This is a genomic window from Pseudideonella sakaiensis (assembly GCF_048320135.1).
Lineage (GTDB): Bacteria > Pseudomonadota > Gammaproteobacteria > Burkholderiales > Burkholderiaceae_C > Ideonella_A > Ideonella_A sakaiensis_A.
This window is the reverse complement of sequence record NZ_CP182947.1, coordinates 2887345-2908337: the sequence shown is the minus strand read 5'-3', so window position 1 is coordinate 2908337 and position 20993 is coordinate 2887345. Positions and strand designations below refer to the sequence as shown.

General features: G+C 67.1%; 17 protein-coding genes and 1 riboswitch. Of the genes, 12 read left to right on the top strand and 5 right to left on the bottom strand.

Annotated elements, in window-relative coordinates:
• Positions 1-118 precede the first annotated feature (118 nt).
• On the top strand, positions 119-1087 hold the full coding sequence (locus tag ACNH6H_RS13170; RefSeq protein ID WP_418318262.1) for a DMT family transporter: 969 nt from the start codon (positions 119-121) through the stop codon (positions 1085-1087).
• 19 nt (positions 1088-1106) lie between these two features.
• On the opposite strand, the gene ACNH6H_RS13165 is transcribed toward ACNH6H_RS13170, so the two are convergent.
• Positions 1107-1562: a TerB family tellurite resistance protein gene (locus tag ACNH6H_RS13165; RefSeq protein WP_418318261.1), complete on the bottom strand. Its 456-nt coding sequence runs from the start codon at positions 1560-1562 to the stop codon at positions 1107-1109.
• An 81-nt stretch (positions 1563-1643) separates the two neighbouring features.
• Here ACNH6H_RS13165 and ACNH6H_RS13160 point away from each other — a divergent pair, with 81 nt between their 5' ends.
• The gene (locus ACNH6H_RS13160; RefSeq protein ID WP_418318259.1) at positions 1644-2645 is read left to right on the top strand and encodes a hypothetical protein; all 1002 of its coding nucleotides are present in this window, start codon (positions 1644-1646) and stop codon (positions 2643-2645) included.
• Between the two features lie 13 nt (positions 2646-2658).
• Here the strand turns inward: ACNH6H_RS13160 and ACNH6H_RS13155 are convergent, their stop codons facing one another.
• A complete protein-coding gene (locus ACNH6H_RS13155) occupies positions 2659-3912 on the bottom strand; it encodes a D-amino acid dehydrogenase (RefSeq protein ID WP_418318258.1) in 1254 nt (417 codons plus the stop codon).
• Between the two features lie 160 nt (positions 3913-4072).
• Here ACNH6H_RS13155 and ACNH6H_RS13150 point away from each other — a divergent pair, with 160 nt between their 5' ends.
• From ACNH6H_RS13150 to ACNH6H_RS13125, 6 genes are all read left to right on the top strand, one after another.
• Positions 4073-4294 (top strand): DUF350 domain-containing protein, encoded by a 222-nt coding sequence (locus ACNH6H_RS13150; protein ID WP_418321307.1) that lies wholly within the window; start codon positions 4073-4075, stop codon positions 4292-4294.
• 52 nt (positions 4295-4346) lie between these two features.
• Positions 4347-5915 (top strand): polyamine aminopropyltransferase, encoded by a 1569-nt coding sequence (locus ACNH6H_RS13145; RefSeq protein WP_418318256.1) that lies wholly within the window; start codon positions 4347-4349, stop codon positions 5913-5915.
• A 29-nt stretch (positions 5916-5944) separates the two neighbouring features.
• The gene (locus ACNH6H_RS13140; RefSeq protein ID WP_418318255.1) at positions 5945-7552 is read left to right on the top strand and encodes an FAD-dependent oxidoreductase; all 1608 of its coding nucleotides are present in this window, start codon (positions 5945-5947) and stop codon (positions 7550-7552) included.
• Between the two features lie 19 nt (positions 7553-7571).
• A riboswitch (SAM riboswitch) is annotated at positions 7572-7647 on the top strand.
• A 38-nt stretch (positions 7648-7685) separates the two neighbouring features.
• Positions 7686-8873: a homoserine O-succinyltransferase MetX gene (gene metX / locus ACNH6H_RS13135; protein WP_418318254.1), complete on the top strand. Its 1188-nt coding sequence runs from the start codon at positions 7686-7688 to the stop codon at positions 8871-8873.
• Complete coding sequence (gene metW, locus ACNH6H_RS13130) at positions 8866-9465, top strand: methionine biosynthesis protein MetW (protein WP_418318253.1); 600 nt, start codon at positions 8866-8868, stop codon at positions 9463-9465. The genes metX and metW overlap by 8 nt, the downstream gene beginning before the upstream one ends.
• Positions 9466-9467: 2 nt before the next feature.
• Entirely contained in the window at positions 9468-10733 is a 1266-nt protein-coding gene (locus ACNH6H_RS13125; RefSeq protein ID WP_418318252.1) for a class I SAM-dependent methyltransferase, read from the top strand.
• Here ACNH6H_RS13125 and ACNH6H_RS13120 read toward each other — a convergent pair.
• Positions 10664-11323: a TetR family transcriptional regulator gene (locus ACNH6H_RS13120; RefSeq protein WP_418318251.1), complete on the bottom strand. Its 660-nt coding sequence runs from the start codon at positions 11321-11323 to the stop codon at positions 10664-10666. The genes ACNH6H_RS13125 and ACNH6H_RS13120 overlap by 70 nt on opposite strands.
• Positions 11324-11547: 224 nt before the next feature.
• On the opposite strand from ACNH6H_RS13120, the gene ACNH6H_RS13115 reads away from it, so the two are divergent.
• From ACNH6H_RS13115 to ACNH6H_RS13100, 4 genes are read left to right on the top strand one after another with little or no spacing between them, the layout of a single operon-like run.
• The gene (locus tag ACNH6H_RS13115; RefSeq protein ID WP_418318249.1) at positions 11548-12855 is read left to right on the top strand and encodes an efflux RND transporter periplasmic adaptor subunit; all 1308 of its coding nucleotides are present in this window, start codon (positions 11548-11550) and stop codon (positions 12853-12855) included.
• Positions 12856-12868: 13 nt separating this feature from the next.
• Entirely contained in the window at positions 12869-16024 is a 3156-nt protein-coding gene (locus ACNH6H_RS13110) for an efflux RND transporter permease subunit (RefSeq protein WP_418318247.1), read from the top strand.
• A complete protein-coding gene (locus ACNH6H_RS13105; RefSeq protein ID WP_418318245.1) occupies positions 16021-17463 on the top strand; it encodes an efflux transporter outer membrane subunit in 1443 nt (480 codons plus the stop codon). Before ACNH6H_RS13110 ends, ACNH6H_RS13105 begins: the two co-directional genes overlap by 4 nt.
• Positions 17464-17500: 37 nt before the next feature.
• A complete protein-coding gene (locus ACNH6H_RS13100; RefSeq protein ID WP_418318244.1) occupies positions 17501-18988 on the top strand; it encodes a M20 family metallopeptidase in 1488 nt (495 codons plus the stop codon).
• 75 nt (positions 18989-19063) lie between these two features.
• Here ACNH6H_RS13100 and ACNH6H_RS13095 read toward each other — a convergent pair whose 3' ends face one another.
• Both ACNH6H_RS13095 and ACNH6H_RS13090 read right to left on the bottom strand, forming a co-directional pair.
• On the bottom strand, positions 19064-19933 hold the full coding sequence (locus tag ACNH6H_RS13095) for a ferritin-like domain-containing protein (RefSeq protein WP_418318243.1): 870 nt from the start codon (positions 19931-19933) through the stop codon (positions 19064-19066).
• A 104-nt stretch (positions 19934-20037) separates the two neighbouring features.
• The gene (locus tag ACNH6H_RS13090; protein WP_418318242.1) at positions 20038-20967 is read right to left on the bottom strand and encodes a MerR family transcriptional regulator; all 930 of its coding nucleotides are present in this window, start codon (positions 20965-20967) and stop codon (positions 20038-20040) included.
• Positions 20968-20993 lie beyond the last annotated feature (26 nt).

The following is a 20993-nucleotide window of genomic DNA, read 5'->3' as shown; positions in this document are numbered from 1 at the left end:
GGCCTGTTGCCAACCAGACTGCGGCGGCCGGCACCCGGCTCAAGAATACAAATGATTTCCGAACCCCTTCCTGCAGCACCTGCCGCCGCCCCGCGCTGCGCAGGCGACTGCGCCGCCGATGGCCATTCCGCCTGAGATCGCCCCCGGCGCCGAACTGCCTGCGACCGGCTTGCGTGGCCACTGGCTGCGCGTCGGGGGCCGTTTCGAGCAACTCGACCCGACCGTCCGCGGCCTGATCTGGAGCACCGCCGCCGGCATGATCTTCGTCGTGCTGAATGCGACGATGCGGGCGCTCGCGCAGCAGCTCGATCCGTTCCAGACGCAGTTTCTGCGATACCTGGCCGGCCTGGTCGTGCTGCTGCCATTGCTGTTCCGCGGCGGCTTGACGAGCTGGTGGCCGCGCCACATCGGCGGCCAGTTCGGCCGCGGTGCGCTGCACGCGCTCGGACTGACCTTGTGGTTCATCGCGCTGCCGCAGATTCCGCTGGCCGACATGACGGCGCTCGGCTTCACGACACCGATCTTCATCATGATCGGCGCGATGCTGTTTTTTCGCGAGCCGATGCGCTGGGAGCGCTGGGCCGCGGTCGGTTTCGGTTTTGTCGGCGTGCTGATCGTCGTCGCGCCGAAGATGACCGGCGACGGCGGCATCTACAACCTCGTGATGTTGTCGTCGGCGCCGCTGTTTGCCGCGTCCTTCCTGGTCACGAAGGCCCTGACGCGTTACGAGCGCACCGGTGTGATCCTGCTCTGGCAAGGCATCACCGTCAGCCTGTTCAGCCTGCCACTTGCGCTGCTGCACTGGCAGCAACCGAGCGCCGCGCAATGGCTGGGCTTTGCCGTCTGCGGCCTGCTCGGCAACAGTGCGCATTACTGCCTGACGCAGTCGTACCGAATCGCCGACATCTCGTCGACGCAGTCGGTCAAGTTTCTCGATCTGGTCTGGGCGACGCTGATCGGCTGGCTGGCATTCGGCGATTCACCGAGCCAGGCGACGCTGATCGGCGGCAGCGTGATCTGTGCGGCAACCCTGTGGGTCGCGCGCCGCGAACGGCGCAGCCGGATCAAGCCGGAAACGCTGGTCTGACGGACCCGCTGCCGGCGACTCAGCCGGCGCCACGCGCGCGCATCTTTGCATTCGCGTATGCGCCATGCGGCACATGCAGCAGATCGGCAAAACGGCGCATCACGTGGTTCTCGTGGGCGTCGAGATGGCCGTCGGCGTAGGCGACTCGCCACATCGCCTCGATCATCTCGACCTTCTGCTCGATCGTGAACGATTCATTGATCCGCGACGTGAAGCTGAACAGGTCGGTGGCCTCGCGCGAGGTGCGCTCGGCGAGCTCGAGCAATACGCTGCCCTCGTCGGCGGTCAGTGCAAACCGTTCGCGCAAGGTATCGACGACGGAATGCCGCTCGGCGTCGGTGACCTCCGGATCGGAGCGCATCACCTCGACCAGCAGCACCGCGGTCGCGAGCTGCAGGCCGTGTTCGACTTCGGCCGGCGATTCGCTGGCCGGTGCGATCATCCGATCAAACAGGTCTTTAAGGCTTTTCAGCATCGTCGGCGTCTGCTCCAATGCGCCCAGCATAACAAGGCGCAAATCCGCCGGCCGCACCCTGCAGTCCATCTATAGTTGACCATGCCTCTGATTCGTTCGACCCTCCTGGCCGCCGCTGCGCCGCTGCTGCTGATCGCCTGCGCCACCCCTCCGGCGCACATGCCGCCATCGGCCACTGGTGCGGCCACCGCGCCGGCAGATGCGCCGGCCGGATCGGCCGAAGCGACGACGGTGCAACTGATGGAGCAGACACGACAAGGCGCACGCTCGACCGCCGAATGGCTGGCCCGTGGCGTCGACAGCTGGTTCGGCGACAAACCCTTCGGAGAAGGCGGCAAGGTCTCCGACGGCAAGCTGAGCCTCAGCCTGTACAAGCGGCAGGACGAGGATTTCAAGTTGGCGCTGCGCTTCAATGCCCGTTTCCGGCTGCCGAATCTCGAAGAAAAGACCTATTTCTTCATCGGCCGCGACAACGAGCGTGAAATCGTCACTGACAAGCCCGGCGCGCTGTCGCGCCAGGACAGGCTGCTCGGCGAGCGCTCCGACGACCGCTCGTTTTTTGCCGGCCTCGGCCGCGATCTGAATGATGCGGTCGATTTCCGCCTCGGCATACGCGGCGGGCTGAAACCGTATGCGCAGGCGCGTTACCGCAAACCCTGGCAGCTGAGCGACCGCTCGTTGCTGGAATTCCGCGAGACGATCTTCTGGACCGTGCGCGACCATCTCGGCTCGACAACGGCGTTGTCGTACGAACACGGCTTCTCGCGCACGCTGGCGGCGCGCTGGCTGAATGCCGCGACGATCACGCAGCAGAACAAGAAGTTCGAATGGTCGAGCAGCCTCGGCCTGTACAAGGCCTTCGGCAGCCAGCGGCTGCTGACGCTCGAGGCGCTGGCCGGCGGCCGCCAGGGATCCGGCGTCACGGTATCCGATTACGGGCTGCAGACGAAATGGGAGCAACCGGTCTACCGCGACTGGATCCTGGTCGAAACCCAGATCGGCCATTTCTGGCCGCGGCGTGACGCAAATACGCCGCGCAGTCAGGCCTGGGCGTTCGGCACGCGGCTGAAGCTCAGTTTCTGAACGCGGCCGACACTCAGCCGTAGCGGGCGATCGACAGCCCTTCGGTATCGATCTCCGGCTTGCGGCCGCCGATCAGATCGGCCATAAGGCGGCCGGTGCCAGCGGCCATCGTCCAGCCGAGCGTGCCGTGGCCGGTGGCCAGCAGCAGCTCGGCAAACCGCGTCGCACCAACCACCGGCGTGCCGTCCGGCGTCATCGGCCGCAGCCCGGTCCAGAATTCGGCGCGGGAGACATCACCGCCTTTCGGAAACAGATCGCTGACGACAAATTCCAGTGTTCTCCGGCGGGATTGGTCGAGGTTCAGATCGAATCCGGACAACTGCGCGGTGCCGCCGACGCGGATGCGCTCGCCGAGCCGGGTCACCGCGACCTTGTGCGTCTCGTCCATGATCGTCGACTCCGGCGCCTTTGACGGATCGGTGATCGGCACCGTGATCGAGAAACCCTTGACCGGATAGACCGGCAGCCGGAGGCCGAGCGGCGCCAGCATCTGTGTCGAATAGCTGCCAAGCGCCAGCACATAGCGGTCGGCGCTGAGCATGCCGGCCGAGGTGTCGACGCCGCGAATGCTGCCGCCCTCGGTCTGCAAGGCCTTGATCGTCGTGCCGAAGTGGAAACGTACGCCGAGCGCCTTCGCCTTGTCGGCCAGCGCATTCGTGAACATGTGGCAGTCGCCGGTTTCATCGCCGGGCAGGCGCAGCGCGCCGACGAACTTGTGCTGCACCTCGGCCAGTGCCGGCTCATGGCGCAGATAGCCGACCCGGTCGAGCAGTTCGTAGGCGACGCCGAACTGCTGCAGGATCTCGATGTCCTTCGCGGTCCCGTCGAGCTGCTGCTGGGTACGGAACAGCTGCAATGTGCCCTGCATGCGTTCGTCGTAGCGGATGCCGGTCTGTTCGCGCAGGGCCTCGAGGCAGTCGCGGCTGTATTCGGCCAGCCTGACCATCCGCGCCTTGTTGATGCGGTAACGCGCCGCGGTGCAGTTGCGCAGCGTCGCCAGCCCCCAGCGCCACATCGCCGGATCGAGCATCGGCTTGATGACCAGCGGGCTGTGATGCATCAGCAGCCATTTGACCGCCTTCACCGGAACGCCAGGTCCGGCCCACGGCGCCGAATATCCGGGCGACACCTCGCCGGCATTGGCATAACTGGTCTCCAGGCCCGGCCCGGGCTGGCGGTCGACCACGTCGACCTCGTGGCCGTCGAGCGCCAGGTAGTAGGCAATGGTTGTTCCGATCACGCCGCTGCCAAGGACGAGAACACGCATCTGCAAGGTCTCCGGTTCAAATTTCAGCCCGAGAGGGCCAGCTCATTTGAACATGCGCGTCAGCGAGCGCATACGATGCGGGCAGACAATCGCCGTTGCCGCAGGCGGCTGTTCAACGGCGGCGAAGCCGGCCCGGTCTCGATGGAGGAGCACAAGCATGATGGGTGTCGAATGGTTCAAACCCGGCGTCTTCGTCGGCTCGATCATCTTTGCGCTGATCGGCGTGCTGATCTTCTGGATCAGCTTCCTGATCATCGACAAGCTGACCCCTTACGACTTGTGGGCCGAACTGATCGAGAAGAAGAACACCGCGCTGGCGATCGTCGTCGGTGCGATGTGCCTGGCGATCGGCATGATCGTTGCCGCATCGGTGCATGGCTGAAGCGGCCGGCTGTTCCCGCCTCGCGGGGCTGATCCGATGAGGCGCAACCCAGATGGCGGCCGTTCTCGAACCGCGCGCTGAGCGCTCGCCGGTTCGGCCGGCCGAGGTCGCGCTGCTGGTATCGGTATTCGTCGTCGCGGCCTGCGGGCTGCTCTACGAGCTTGCCGCCGGCGCTCTGGCGAGTTATCTGCTCGGCGACTCGGTGCTGCAGTTCTCGACGGTGATCGGCTGCTACCTGTTCGCGATGGGCGTCGGCTCCTACCTGTCGCGATTCATCGACCACCAGCTGATCGCGCACTTCCTGCGCATCGAACTGCTGGTCGGCCTGATCGGCGGACTGATGCCGGCGGCGCTGTTCGCATTGTTCAACCTGGCGCCCGGCTCGTTCCGGCTGGCCTTGTATTCGATGGTGCTGGTGATCGGCACGCTGGTCGGCCTGGAAATCCCGTTGGTGATGCGGATCCTGAAGCGCCAGTTCAGCGAATCGTGGCAGCTGAAGGATCTGGTCTCGCAGGTGCTGACCTTCGACTACCTCGGCGCGCTGGCGGTATCGGTCGCCTTTCCGCTGCTGCTGGTGCCGCATCTGGGACTGATCCGGACCGGCGCGGTATTCGGACTGCTCAATGCCGGCGTCGCATTGTGGGCACTGTGGCTGTTCCGCGCCGAATTGCGCCGCCTGGCCGCCCATGCCGTGGCCTGCGTCGCGACCTTGCTGATCCTGCTCGCGGCGGTCACCGGCGCCGATCGGATCAGCAGCTGGGCCGAAGACCGCTTTTATGAAGACAACGTGATCCACGTCGAAAGCAGCGCCTGGCAACGCATCGTCGTGACCTCGGGCAGCACCGGCCTCCGGCTGTTCCTGAACGGCAACCTGCAGTTCCACTCGCGCGACGAATACCGCTACCACGAGTCGCTGGTCCATCCGGCGATGCTGGCGCACGGCGCGCCGCGCCGGGTGCTGGTGCTCGGCGGCGGCGACGGGCTGGCGGTGCGCGAGGTGCTGCGTTACCCGTCGGTCGAGGCGGTGACGCTGGTCGAACTCGATCCGCAGATGACGCGGCTGTTTTCCGAGCAGCCTCTGCTGCGCGAGCTGAATGCCGATGCGCTGCATTCGCCGCGGCTGCGCATCGTCCATGCCGATGCGTTCAAGTGGTTGGAAACCAGCGACGAGCTGTTCGATGTCGTGATCGTCGACTTTCCCGACCCGACCAATTATTCGATCGGCAAGCTGTACACGACGAGCTTCTACAAGCTGCTCGACCACCACCTGAGCGCCGGCGGCTTTGCCGCGATCCAGTCGACTTCGCCGCTGCTGGCGCGCCGCTCCTACTGGACCGTCGTGCAGACGATCGAGGCGGTCGGCCTGTCGACCGCGCCCTACCACGCGCATGTGCCGAGTTTCGGCGAATGGGGCTTCATCATCGCCAGCCGGCGGCCGTTCGTGATGCCGGCTGCGCCGCGCGAACTGCCAGCCGGGCTGCGCTTCCTGAGCCTCGACGGCCTGCCGGCGCTGTTCCAGTTTCCGACCGACATGGCGCGTGTGCCGACCGACATCAACCGGTTGTCGAACCAGGTACTGGTGCAGACCTTCGAGCAGGAATGGGGCCGGGTTCACGAATGAGGCGGCGCGAGTTGCTGGCGGCGGCCGCGATGACGCCTGTCGTCGGGCTGGGCGGCTGCAGTCGGCCCGCGGATCTCGCGCCGTTGAGCGGCGGCTGGATCGGTGCGGCCGTCGAGCGTGGCCATCTGCTGCGTGGCGGGACGCCGGCCCGGCAAGCTGCGGCCCCGGTGGCCCGCCGCACATCGGTGCTGATCGTCGGCGCCGGCGTCGCCGGCCTCGCCTGCGCACGCGCACTGCAGCAGCGCGGCATCGACGACCTGCGGCTGCTCGAACTCGAGGACACCGCCGGCGGCAACAGCCGCGGCCACCGGATCGGCGAGATCGCCTGTCCGCTTGGCGCGCACTATCTGCCGGTACCGGGCGACGAGGCAGTCGAGCTGATCGAACTGCTGGCCGGCTTCGGGCTGTGCAGCATCGAATATGGCCGCCGGGTCTGGGACGAACGGCACCTGTGCCACAGCCCGCAGGAGCGTCTGTTTGTCGCCGATGCCGCGGCACCGTTCGGCGGCCACTGGGTCGATGGCCTGCTGCCGCCGCCGGAACTGCTGCCCGCCGGCGAGCGCGACCTGCTGCGCACCGAACAGAGCCGCTTTGCCACGCAGATTGCCCGCCAGATGCGCAGCGGCCGGTTTGTCATTCCGGCCGTGCGCGGCGGATTCGACGACGAGGCGCGATCGCTTGATGCAATCAGCTTCGCGACCTGGCTGGACCGCGAAGGTTTTCGCTCTGCGGCGCTGCGCTGGTACCTCGACTATTGCTGCCGCGACGATTGCGGCGCCGGCATCGGCCGCGTCTCGGCATGGGCCGGTCTGCACTATTTCGCAAGCCGCCACGGCTTTGCCGCGGCCGACGATGCCGATGCCGACGATCCCGGCATATTGACCTGGCCCGAAGGCAATGGCTGGCTGACCTCACGAATGGCCGCGCCGTTCAGCGACCGGCTGCTCGGCGGGCGCAGCGTGCTGCGCATCGACGAAGGCCGCCACGCGGTCGCTGTCGACGCCTGGGACCATGCGGCGCAGCGGCTCGAACGCTGGAGCGCCACCCAGGTCGTGCTGGCAACGCCGCTGTTCATCGCCGCGCGCCTGCTGGCGAATCCACCGCCGGCGTTGCCGCAGGCGGCGGCGCGGATCGAGCAGGCGCCATGGCTGGTCGCCAACCTGCAAATCGACGAGGCGTTGCACGACCGGCCCGGCGCGGCGCCTTCGTGGGACAACGTGATTTATCGGGGACGCACGCTCGGTTATGTCGATGCGATGCACCAGAGCGCGCGGCCGCATCCCGGCCCGACGGTGCTGACCGCCTATTGGCCGCTCGGCGGCGACGATGCCGGCGACGCCGCCGCTGCGCGGCGCCGCCTGCTCGACCAACCGTGGCAGGCCTGGGCCGACGGCGTGCTCGACGACCTGGCCACGGCCCACCCCGACCTGCGCAGCAAGCTGCGGCGCATCGAACTGATGCGTCATGGCCATGCGATGGCGATACCGACGCCCGGCACCCGCAGCGACCCGGCGCTCGCGGCGCTGTCGCGCGGACGCGGCCGTGTCGCGTTCGCCCATGCCGATCTGTCCGGCTATTCGATCTTCGAGGAAGCGTTTTTCCACGGCCACCGGGTCGGCGGCAGCCTGAAGCTCTGATCTGGCCGGCGTCGTTATACTCGCCGGCAGCGCTGATTTGTTCCGGCTTGCGAGCGCTTTACAAGTACCGCTAAAGAGACAGGGCATCGACCGGCCTCTTGCACCACGCTTCGCCGGATTCCGACTTTCCGCCATGCCCGAGATTTTCCAGACCGCTGCTGCCTCGACGCTGGACGCCGTCGTCCCGCAGCAGATGGCGTTCGATACGCCGCTGCCGCTGCAAAGCGGCAAACAGCTGTCGGCCTACCAGCTGACCTACGAGACCTATGGCGAGCTGAATGCAGCGCGCGACAACGCGGTGCTCGTCTGCCATGCGCTGAATGCCAGCCACCATGTCGCCGGTCGTTATGCCGGCCAGCCGAAAAGCGAGGGCTGGTGGGACAACCTGATCGGCCCCGGCAAACCGATCGATACGCGGCGCTTCTTCGTGATCGGCGTCAACAATCCGGGATCGTGTTTCGGTTCGACCGGCCCGATGCACACCAATCCCGATCCGGCTGCCGGCGGCCGGCCGTATGGCGCCGACTTTCCGGTGATGACGGTCGAGGACTGGGTCGATGCGCAGGCGCGGCTGCTCGACCGGCTCGGCATCGAGCAACTGGCCGCGGTCGTCGGCGGCAGCCTCGGCGGCATGCAGGCGCTGAGCTGGGCGTTGCGTTTTCCGGACCGGCTGCGCCACTGCGTCGCAATCGCGACCGCGCCGAACCTGTCGGCGCAGAACATCGCGTTCAACGAGGTTGCGCGGCGCGCGATCATCACCGACCCCGATTTCCACGGCGGCCACTTCTACCAGCATGGCGTCGTGCCGAGCCGGGGGCTGTCGGTGGCGCGGATGATCGGCCACATCACCTACCTCAGCGACGACGTGATGGACGTCAAGTTCGGCCGCAGCATGAAGGAAACGGCACCGAGCTACAGCACGCAGGCGATCGAATTCGAGATCGAAGGCTATCTGCGCCACCAGGGCGCGAAGTTCAGTACCTATTTCGATGCCAATACCTATCTGCTGATCACCCGCGCGCTCGACTATTTCGATCCGGCGCGCGCTTTCGGCGGCAACCTCAGCGCGGCGTTCGCCTCGGCACGCTGCCGCTTCCTGGTCGCCAGTTTCACGACCGACTGGCGTTTTTCGCCGGCGCGTTCGCGCGAACTGGTGAAGGCGCTGCTCGACAACCGGCTGCCGCTCAGTTATGCGGAGATCGATGCGCCGCACGGCCACGATGCCTTCCTGCTCGACGATGCGCGTTACCACGGCGTGTTGCGCGCCTATTTCGACAATGTCGCGCGCGAACGCGTTGCGTCGGGAGCCCGCCATGTCTGAGCGCAAGGACATGGAACTGATCGCCGAGATGGTGCCGCCGGGTTCGCGCGTGCTCGACCTCGGCTGTGGCGATGGCGCGCTGCTCGCCCACCTGCGCGACCACCGGCAATGCACCGGCTACGGCATCGAGATCGCCGATGCCAATGTGCTGGCCTGCACGCAGCGTGGTGTCGACGTGATCCAGCTGAACCTCGAGGACGGGTTGGCGATGTTCGACGACCAGAGCTTTGACGTCGTGCTGCAGCTCGACACGATGCAGCACCTGCGCAATACCGAACGGATGCTGCGCGAGACCGCCCGCGTCGGCCGCATCGGCATCGTCAGTTTTCCGAACTTCGCGCACTGGATGAACCGGCTGCGCGTGCTCGGCGGCCGGATGCCGGTGACGCGTGCGTTGCCATACGAGTGGTACGACACGCCGAATATCCGCGTCGGCACCTATGTCGACTTCGAGATCCTCGCGAACAAGCTCGGGCTGCGGCTGCACGACGGCTTCGGCATCCAGCGCGGCCGCATCGTGCGGCGGATGCCGAACCTGCTGGCCAATGTCGCGGTGTTCAAATTCGAGCGCGGGCTCGGTCAGGTCGGCTGACGATGGCAGGCGACGCGGTGCCGCCCGAACTGCAGCAATTCGGCGAGCTGCTTGCGGCCAGCATCAGCCGCGGCGACCTCGACCGGCTGGTGCTCGCGAACCACCGCGGCGCGCCGGCCGACCTGCAGCGCGTGACCGGTCGCCTGGTGGTGTTGAAGGGCCGCTCGCAGCTGTCGCTGCTGTACCGGCACAAGACGCGCGACGTGACGAAAAATTTCGACGCCGACGCGGCGGTTGCCGAAGTGAGCGCATTGATCGACGCCGGCAGCGGCCAGGGGTTTGCCCATGCCAGTCTGCACTGGGCCGACACGACGGTCGATTTGCGTTTCAGCAAGAAAGGCCGCGCCAGCCTGACCCGGCATCGGCAAGCCGACGCAGCGCCTGCTGCCAACGACGATGCACCCGGCGAGGCTGCCGGCGGCGGCGCACACGACCGCGTCAAGCGGCGGCCGTTGTCGCTGGCCGCGCCGTACTGGCACGACCTCGGCATCACCGACGCCGAAGGCCGGCTGGTTCCGGCGCTGTCGCGCAAGTGGAAGCAGATCAACCGCTTCGTCGAGGTGCTCGATGCGGCGTGGCGCGAGTCGCCATTGGCGCAGCGGCGGCGCGGCGATGCGGCGGTGCGGGTGATGGATTTCGGCGCCGGCAAGGGCTACCTCAGCTTCGCAGTCGCCGCGCACCTCGAGCAGACGCTCGATGTCGATGCCGCGGTCACCGGCGTCGAACTGCGCGCAGACCTGGTCGAGTTGTGCAATGCGAGCATCCGCCGCCACGGCGTGCCCGGCCTCGCTTTCGAGCAGGGCGACGTGGTGCACTACCAGCTCGATGCGCTCGACATCATGATCGCGCTGCACGCCTGCGATACCGCAACCGATCATGCGATCCACAAGGGCATCGCCGCTGGCGCGCAAATCATCCTGTGCTCACCGTGCTGCCACAAGGAACTGCGGCCTCAGATGCAGACGCCCGGCCTGCTGCGGCCGATGCTGCAACACGGCATCCACCTCGGCCAGCAGGCCGAGATGATCACCGACAGCCTGCGCGCGCTGATGCTCGAGGCACACGGCTACCGCACCCAGGTGTTCGAATTCGTCTCGCTCGAACATACGAGCAAGAACAAGATGATCCTGGCGGTGCGCCGCGACACGCCAACGCCGTCCGGCGAAGTGTTCGAGCAGATCCGCCAGATCAAGGATTTTTACGGTGTGCGCGAGTTCTGCCTGGAGCGGCTGCTGACCGCCGGTGCGGCCGCCAACCCCGCCAGATAGGTATCGAGCGCCTGCAGCCCGACCTGCTCCAGGTCGAAGGCGTCAGGATTGAGGATCCAGTTCTGCACCAGCCCGTCGATCAGTGCATGCAGGCCGATTGCCGCCGACTGCGGCGCCGCGAGCTTGCCGATCTGGCCGCGCTCGGCAGCGCTCGCCAGCGCCCGGCCGACGCTGTCCAGGCAACCGTTGCGCACCGCGAGGTGGCGATCGCGGACGCCGCTCAGCTCGTCGACATACTCGACCTTGTGGATCGCGATCTCGAAGACACGGCGCACCTGCGGGTCGTTGACGACCTTGTCGAAGACGCCGGCAAATGCCGAACGCAGCTGCGCCAGCACGTCGGCAGCGTCGATGTCGCTGCAACAGTCGAGCGAAGCCTCCATCGGCAGCGTGACCCGGCTCAGCATCGCGTTGAACAGGTCGGCCTTGTCCTGGAAATGCCAGTAGATCGCACCGCGCGTGACGCCGGCGGCGCTGGCCAGCTCGTTCAGCGAGGTGCTCGAAACGCCGCGCCGCTGGAATACCAGCTCGGCGGTGTCGAGCAGGTGATCGCGCGTCGCCTGGGCATCCTGTTTGGTTCTGCGTGGCATCGGTCTGGTGTCGGAACGAGGCGGTGGCCGCCACATACATTCACCATTGTATGTATACTCGCAGGCCGATGGGCAAGTCGGGTTTTCCGGCTTTCCCGCTCGACAGTTTCGTATCCGGAGCGGCCGATCCGCCCCCTTCGACCCGTGCTGCGGTCTTGCTGACGCCGGCACGGGCGACGCATTTCTGAAGGCATCGCATGGCACTGCACCCACCCGGCCAATTCTTGAATCACGCAGCGGCGCGGCCGCGCGCCTGCCGGCTCGGTTGGCAACGTGTCTGGTCGCTCGGCAGCGCCGTAGCGATCGCCGGCTTGCTGGCTGCGTGCAGCGACAAAGCCGACAGCGGCGCCGCTGGCGCCGGCGCGCCACCGCAGCGGCCGGCGCCCGAAGTCAGCGTCGTGACCGTCGAAAAGACGACCGTCGCGTTGACCACCGAGTTGCCCGGCCGCCTCGAGGCGTCGCGGGTCGCGCAGGTGCGGGCACGCGCCAGCGGCATCGTGCAAAAGCGTTTGTTCCGCGAAGGCAGCGAGGTGAAGGCCGGCCAGCCGCTGTTCGAGATCGATGCGTCGCCGTATGCCGCGGCGCTCGACAGTGCATTGGCGCAGCAGGCCCGCGCCGAGGCGGCAGTTGCCCAGACCAGCGCGCAGGTCGAGCGCTTCAAGCCGCTGGTCGAGGCGAATGCGATCAGCCGGCAGGAATATGCCAATGCGGTGGCCGCGCAGAAGCAGGCCGAGGCGGACCGCGCCGTCGCGCGCGCGGCGATCAAGACCGCGCGCATCAACCTCGGTTTTACGCGCGTGACCGCGCCGATCGCCGGCCGGATCGGCCGCTCGCTGGTCACCGAGGGTGCGCTGGTCGGGCAAGGCGAAGCGACGCAGCTGGCGCTGATCCAGCAGATCGATCCGCTGTATGTCAATTTCACGCAGAGCACCAGCGAACTGCTGCAACTGCGCAAGGCGCTGGCCAGTGGCAAGTTGCAACAGGTCGGCGGCGGCGACACGGCGGTGCCGGTCCGCATCAAGCTCGACGACGGCAGCGAATACCCGCACGCCGGCCGGCTGTTGTTCACCGACCTGACGGTCGACGCGACCACCGGCCAGGTCACGTTGCGCGCCGAACTGCCGAATCCGCAACGGCTGCTGCTGCCGGGCATGTATGTCCGGGTCAGGTTGCAGCAGGCCGAGATGGTCGGCGGCATCCTGCTGCCGCAGCAGGCGGTGACGCGCGGCGGCACCGGTGACACGGTGCTGGTCGTCGGCGACGACAACAAGCCGACGCAGCGGCAGATCAAGATCGCGTCGGCGCAGGGCAACCAGTGGCTGGTCACCGACGGGCTGCAGGCCGGCGAACGCGTCGTCGTTGCCGGCTTCCAGAAGATGATGGTGCCGGGCGCACCGGTCAAGCCGGTGCCGTGGCAGCCTGCCGCGGGCGCAAGCGCAGCGCTTGCCGCCGTGCCGGCCAGTGCGGCTTCTCCGGCTGCATCGGGTGCGGTCGCCGCCGGCGGCCCGGCATCGGCCGCTCGCGCGAACTGAGCGGAGCAGCAGCATGGCACGCTTCTTCATCGATCGGCCGATCTTCGCGTGGGTCATTGCGCTGTTCATCGTCGTGCTCGGCGGTGTCTCGATCACGCAGCTGCCGATCGCGCAGTACCCATCGGTCGCGCCGCCGTCGATCGTCATCTCGACCGCTTACCCGGGCGCGACCGCGCAGACGCTGGAAGACAGCGTGATCAGCATCATCGAGCGCGAGATGAACGGCTCGCCCGGGCTGATTTATATGGAGTCGGTCAGCCAGGCCAATGGTTCGGGATCGATCACGCTGAGTTTCGAGCCGGGCACCAACCCGGACCTCGCGCAGGTCGACGTGCAGAACCGGCTCGGCCGGGCGACGCCGCGGCTGCCGAGCGCAGTGGTCCAGCAGGGCGTGCGCGTCGACAAGGCGCGCTCCAACTTTCTGCTGTTCACGATCCTGACTTCCGACAACCCGGCATTCACGCCGGTCGCGCTCGGCGACTATGCGGCGCGCACCGTGCTGCCCGAACTGCAGCGAGTGCCCGGCGTCGGCCAGGCGCAGCTGTTCGGCACCGAACGCGCGATGCGGATCTGGATCGAGCCTGCCAAGCTCGCCGGCTTCGGCTTGTCGGCGGCCGATGTCAATGCGGCGATCCGCGCGCAGAACACGACGGTGTCGAGCGGCACGATCGGCGAACTGCCGAACCTGCCCGGCCAGACCATCTTTGCCAGCGTCGTCGTCGACGGCCAGCTCGCCGATGTCGAGCAGTTCGGCAATGTCGTGCTGCGTGCCAATCCCGACGGTTCGACGGTGCGGCTGAAGGATGTCGCCCGGATCGAGCTCGGCGCGCAGTCGTATGCAACGTCGGCCCGCCTGAACGGCAACCCGTCGACAGGCATCGGTGTGCAGCTGTCGCCGACCGGCAATGCGCTGGCGACCGCAAAGGCGGTGAAGGCGCGGATGGAGGAACTGCAGCAGTTTTTCCCGCCCGGCGTGCGTTATGTGATCCCGTTCGACAGCTCGCTGTTCGTCGACATCTCGATCCGCCAGGTCGTGATGACACTGCTCGAGGCGGTCGGGCTGGTTTTCCTGGTGATGTTCCTGTTCCTGCAGAACTTCCGCTACACGATCATTCCAACGATCGTCGTGCCGGTTGCGCTGATGGGCACCTTCGGCGTGCTGCTCGCGCTCGGTTTCTCGATCAATGTGCTGACGATGTTCGCGATGGTGCTGGTGATCGGCATCGTCGTCGACGATGCAATCGTCGTCGTCGAGAACGTCGAGCGCATCATGAGCGAGGAAGGCCTGCCGCCACGCGCGGCCACGCGCAAGGCGATGGGGCAGATTTCCGGCGCGATCATCGGCATCACCGTCGTGCTGGTCTCGGTCTTCGTGCCGCTGGCGTTTTTCTCCGGCTCGGTCGGCAACATCTACCGCCAGTTCGCCGCGGTGATGGTCAGCGCGATCACGCTGTCGGCCTTTCTGGCGCTGTCACTGACGCCGGCGCTGTGTGCCAGCATCCTGAAACCGGTCGAAGCCGGCCACCACCATGCAAAGACCGGCTTCTTTGGCTGGTTCAACCGCGGTTTCAGCCGCACCGCGAAAGGCTACGAGGGGCTGCTCGCGCGGATTCTGAAACGCGCCGGCCGCTTCCTGGTCATCTACCTGGTGATCATCGGCGCCGTCGCCTGGATGTATACGCGGCTGCCGACCTCGTTCCTGCCGGCCGAAGACCAGGGCTACATGATCGTCAGCGTGCAGCTGCCGCCTGGCGCAACGCAGAACCGCACGCTCGAGGTGATGAAGCAGGCGGAAAATTTCATCCTGAAGCAGCCCGAGGTGAAGGCGATGGTCAGCGTGCTCGGCTTCAGCTTTGCCGGTAGCGGGCAGAATGCCGCGATCGCCTTCGTGCCGCTGAAGGACTGGTCGGAGCGGCCCGGCGCCGATCACACCGCGCAGGCGCTGGCGCGCCGCACCTTCGGCGCGTTGAGCGGCGTCAAGGACGCGTTCATCTTTCCGCTCAGCCCACCGGCGATTTCCGAACTCGGCACCGCCACCGGCTTCTCGATGCGGCTGCAGGATCGCGGCGGCAACGGCCGCGAGGCGCTGCTCGCCGCGCGCAACCAGCTGCTCGGGATGGCGTCGCAGAGCAAGCTGCTGACCGGGCTGCGGCCCGACGGGCTGGAGGATGCGCCGCAGCTGCAGCTCGAGATCGACCGTGCGAAAGCCAATGCGCTCGGCGTCGGATTCGATGCGATCAGCGCGGCGATCGCGACCTCGCTCGGCTCCAGCTATGTCAACGACTTTCCGAATGCCGGCCGGCTGCAGCGGGTGATCGTGCAGGCCGACGCGCCGGCGCGGATGCAGGCCGAGGATTTGCTGCAGCTCAATGCGTTGAACAACCGCGGCCAGCCGGTGCCGTTTTCCGCCTTCGCCAGCACCCGCTGGGTCACCGGCCCGATGCAGACGGTGCGTTACAACGGCTACCCGGCGATGCGGATATCCGGACAGGCCGCGCCGGGCACCAGCAGCGGCGATGCGATCGCCGAGATGGAACGGCTCGCCAGCCAGCTGCCGTCCGGTTTTGCCTATGAATGGACCGGGCTGTCGCGCGAGGAAAAGCTCGCCGGTGCGCAGGTCTTCGTGCTGCTCGGCTTCTCGCTGCTGGCGGTCTTTCTCGCGCTCGCCGCGCTGTACGAGAGCTGGTCGATCCCGTTTGCGGTGATCCTCGTCGTGCCACTCGGCGTGCTCGGCGTCGTCACCGCCAGCATGCTCGGTGGGCTGGCCAACGATGTCTATTTCAAGGTCGGCCTGGTCACGATCATCGGTTTGTCGTCGAAGAACGCGGTGCTGATCATCGAATTCGCGAAGGAGCTGCAGGCCCGCGGCAAATCGGCGATCGATGCGGTGCTCGAAGCCGCGCATCTGCGGTTCCGGCCGATCCTGATGACCTCGATGGCCTTCATCCTCGGCGTCTTGCCGCTGGCGATCTCGACCGGCGCCGGCTCGGCATCGCAGCGCGCAATCGGCCTCGGCGTGATGGGCGGGATGATCTCGGCCACCGTGCTCGCGGTGCTGTTCGTGCCGGTCTTTTTTGTCGTCGTGCGCCGTTTCTTCAAGGCACCGCCGCCGCGAGCCGACGATGAGCAGGATGGCTCGGCAACCAGCCTCGCCGGAGGCCAGGCATGACGCGGCGCCGTCTGCCGATGCTGCGGCCTGCGGCAACCGCCGCCGCGGCGCTGCTGCTTGCCGGTTGCATGTCGCTGACGCCGCCGCTGCAGCGTCCGCCGCTGCCGGTCGCCGAGGTTTATCCGCTGCTCGATGGGCAACGGCCGGCCGGCAGCGTGGCCGCCGCCGAGCTTGCATGGCAGGACTTTTTTGCCGATCCGCGGCTGCGCCAGCTGATCGGGCTGGCGCTCGACAGCAACCGCGACCTGCGGGTCGCCGCGCTCGCAGTCGAACAGGCGCGCGCGCAGTTGCAATCGCGCCGCGCCGACCAGTGGCCGACCATCAATGCGGCGGCCACCGCGAGCCGAAGCTCGACCGCCAGCAGCTACAGCGCCGGCCTGCAGATCACCGCGTACGAGGCCGACTTTTTCGGCCGCGTGCGCAGCCTCGGCGACGCTGCCGAGGCGCAATTGCAGGGCGTTGCCGAAGCACGCAAGGCGGTGCAGATCGGGCTGATCGCGGCCATTGCGCAGACCCACCTGGCGCTGCAGGCCGACGCCGCGTTGCTCGAGGTGACGCGGCGCACCTTGCGCACCCGCGAAGAGTCGCTGCAGCTGACGCAGCTGAAGTTCGACCACGGTGCCAGCTCCGAACTCGACCTGCGGCAGGCGCAGTCGCTGCTCGAGGCGGCGCGCGTCGCGCTCGCGCAGCAGACCCGGCAACAGGCGCTCGACCAGCATGCGCTGGTGCTGCTCGTTGGCCGCCCGCTGCCGGCCGAGCTGCCGGCGCTGCGGCCGCTCGCCGAGATCGCCGACCCGCTGCCCGAACTGCCGGCCGGTCTGCCGTCGGAGCTGCTGACGCGCCGTCCCGACATCCGCCAGGCCGAGCAGCAGCTGATCGCCGCGAATGCCAATATCGGTGCGGCGCGGGCGGCATTCTTCCCGCGCATCTCGCTGACCGCAGGCGCCGGTCTGGCGAGCCGGGAGCTGTCGGCACTGTTCAGCGGCGGCAGTTTCGCGTGGACGCTGGCGCCGCAGCTGCTGCTGCCAATCTTCGACGCCGGCCGCAACCAGGCCAATCTGCAGGCGGCCACCGCCGCACGCGACATCGCGCTGGCGCAGTACGAAAAGTCGATCCAGGCCGCGTTCCGCGAGGTCTCCGATGCGCTGGCCGGCCAGGCCACGCTGGCCGAGCAACTGCGCGCGCAGGCAGCGCAGGCGCAGGCCGAGCAGGCCCGCTTCCGGCTCGCCGACCTGCGTTACCGCAACGGCGTCGCGAGCTACCTCGACGTGCTCGATGCGCAGCGCGCGGTATTTGCCGCCGAACAGGCGCTGGTGCAGGTGCGCGCGCAGCGGCTGCAGAACCAGGTGCTGCTGTACAAGGTGCTCGGCGGCGGCTGGAATGAAGCGGCCGGAAATGCCGCTTCGACATCGGCCCCGGCGGCCACCGCAAGCCGCTGAAGTTCTACACTGGCGGCTTGCTTGAAGGAGCTCCAGAATGAACGCACGCGACCCGCTGCTGCCGGTGCAACCGGATGAACTGTCGGCGATTGCCGAATTTGCCGACCGTACCTGGGACGAGCAGATCGTCCCGGCGCTGACCGACTACATCGCGATCCCGGCGAAAAGCCCGATGTTCGATGCCGATTGGCAGAAAAACGGGCACATCGACCGGGTTGTGCGCGATGCCGCAGCCTGGGTCGAACGGCAGCAGGTGGCCGGCCTGAAACTCGAGGTGGTGCGCATCGAAGGCCGCACGCCGGTGATCTTTTTCGAGGTGCCGGCGACCCGCGCCGGCGGCAACGATGCCGGCGCGCCGACGATCTGCCTGTACGGCCACCTCGACAAGCAGCCCGAGTTCACCGGCTGGCGCAACGACCTCGGCCCGTGGACGCCGAAGCTGGAAGACGGCCGGCTGTACGGCCGCGGCGGCGCCGACGACGGTTATGCAGTCTATGCCGCGGTGACCGCGATCAAGGCACTCGACCTGCAAGGCATTCCGCGGCCACGCTGCGTCGGCCTGATCGAAAGCTGCGAGGAAAGCGGCTCGTTCGATCTGCCGGCCTATGTCGATGCGCTGAAACCCCGGCTCGGCCATGTCGAACTCGTCGTCTGCCTCGACAGCGGCGCCGGCAACTACGACCAGCTGTGGCTGACGACCAGCCTGCGCGGCATGGTCAGCGGCACGCTGAAGGTCGAGATCCTCAGCGAAGGCGTGCACTCCGGCGATGCCAGCGGCCTGGTGCCGTCGAGTTTTCGCATCCTGCGCCAGGTGCTCGACCGGCTCGAGGATTCGAAGAGCGGCCGGCTGCTGCCGGAAAGTTTTCATTGCGAGATCCCGGCCGACCGGGTCGAACAGGCGCGCGCGACCGCGGCCATCCTCGGCGACGAGGTCTGGAAACGTTTTCCGTGGGCCTGCGGCGCCGATGGCGGCCCATCGCTGCCGACGACGACCGATCCGATGGAGGCGTTGCTGAACCGCACCTGGCGGCCGACGCTGAGCGTGACCGGCGTCGACGGTTTCCCCGAGCTGAAAAATGCCGGCAATGTGCTGCGGCCCTACACCGCGTTCAAGCTGAGCCTGCGGCTGCCGCCGCTGATCGACGGCAACGAGGCGGCAGCGCGGCTGAAGACGCTGCTCGAGGACAACGCGCCGTACAACGCGCGTGTCACCTTCAATGCCGACGGTCGGGTCGGCGCGGCGGGTGCAACCGGCTGGAATGCGCCGGCACTGGCGCCCTGGCTCGAGCAGGCGCTGAATGCGGCTTCACAGGCCCACTACGGCGCGAACTGCGGCTATATCGGCCAGGGCGGGACGATCCCGCTGATGAACATGCTGCAGCGCCTGTTCCCGGCTGCGCAGATGATGGTCTGCGGCGTGCTCGGCCCGAAGAGCAATGCACACGGCCCGAATGAATTCCTGCACGTGCCGTATGGCAAGAAGCTGACCGCCGCGGTCGCACAGGTGATGGCTTCGGCCCCTTGAGCGGCGGCGCGCCGGCGCGATCAGCGCCCGCCGGCGGGTCCCGATGACCGCGGCCCGGCCGCGGTCGATCACGAATCAGGCCGGCCGCGGTTCGCCTTTTGCCGCCGACGCCGCGAGCACCGATGCCGCCATTTCCTTGCGGAAGCGGTTCAGCTCCTGGACGCTGGCAAAACTGCGCTCCATCAGCAGGCTGAGGTTGTGCAGGATGCGGTCGACAACCTTCTTTTCCCACACCGCATCGAACTGGATCTGCTTGTCCAGCCATTCCTCGAGCCAGGCCGGCTCGGGCAACCGGCTCTGCACGGTATCGCGCGGAAACAGGTTGACGTTGACGTGCAGGTTGGTCGGATGCAGCGCCTGCGCCGTGCGCCGCGCACTGGCCATCAGCACGCCGACCTTCGCGAATGCCGCGCGCGCCTCGTCGCCGAATTTCTGCAGCGCACGTTTCATGTAGCGCAGGTAGGCGCCGCCATGGCGGGCCTCGTCGCGCGCCAGCGTCTGGTAGATCGCCTTGATCACCGGTTCGGTATGCCATTCGGCAGCGCGCCGATACCAGTGGTTCAGCCGGATCTCGCCGCAGAAGTGCAGCATCAGTGTTTCGAGTGCCGGCGCCGGATCGAATTCGAAACGCACTTCGTGCAGCTCGGCTTCGGTCGGCACCAGTTCCGGCCGGAAGCGGCGCAGATACTCCATCAGCACCAGCGAGTGTTTCTGTTCCTCGAAGAACCAGACGCTCATGAAGGCGGAAAAATCGCTGTCGTCACGGTTGTCACGCAGGAACATCTCGGTGGCCGGCAACGCCGCCCACTCGGTGATCGCATTCATCTTGATCGTCTGCGCCTGCTCTTCGGTCAGCGCGCTGGCGTCGAACTGGTCCCACGGTATGTCGGTGTCCATCGACCAACGGACCGCTTCGAGTTGCTTGAAAAGTTCTGGATATAACATGGCAAGACCTCGGTTGCGGGCCATTCTAACGATCGGTGCGCGACAAGCACGCTGCTGCGGCATGGCCAGGGCCGCGGCGGATCCGGTACGGCAAGGCGTTGCGATCAGCTGCGGTTGCGATGCCAGTCAAGCAGACTGCCATGAATCGCGCCAAGTTCCCGTAATGCGGTGACGCCGGCGATCGGCCGGCGAAACAGCACCGGCGCCGAGCCGCCCACCCAGACCGCGACCTCGGGGGGCAACTTGCTGCGCAACTCGGTCAGCCCGTCGACGATCAGGTTGGGATTCAGGCAGGCGGTAAAACCGAGCGCGACGATGTCGCTGCGGTAAGCCTGAGCCGCCAGCACGATGTCCCAGATCGGCGTCTGCGGACCAAGCGACAGGCACTGCGCACCGTCGATCGCGAAGACCGCCTCGGCAAGCAGCAGCCCCAGACCATGCGGCTCGCCGGGGAAGGTGCTGAGCAATACGCGTGGCCTGGCGATGCCGGGGTCGACTAGGCCGGCCAATGCCTGGCGCAGCACGATCTGCTGCACCTCGGAAAACGCATGTTCTCCGTAGATCTCGAGCCCGCCACGCATCCACGCATCACCCACCATCGTGTTGAGCGGCACCAGGGCGTCGCTGATGAATGCGGCCAGCCCCATTCGCATCTGCAGCCGCGACAGGCTGCGGCGCACGGCGGCGATCTGGTGCGTTTGCAGCAAATCGACGATGGCATGCAGCTCCGCGCGCAACTCCGGATCGGCTGGCGGCGGCTTTTTCGGCGCCGACTTCGTGACAGCGGTCAGCCCGTGCAACTCGTCGACTTCGAGCGCGACCAGGTGACCCGGGCGGTGGCCGGCGTCGAGCAGGCGCTTGATGATGCGCAGCTTTTCGACCTGCTCGGGCGAATAACAACGCTCGCCGACGGCATCGCGCCGCGGGGCCGGGAAGCCGTAACGGCGCTCCCAGACCCGCAGCGTGTCCTTGCCGAGGCCGGTATCGCGCTCTACCGCGGCAATCGAGTACCAGTTGCTTTCGTCCAGGTTCATAGGCTGGCACCACCCGGTGGCAACGG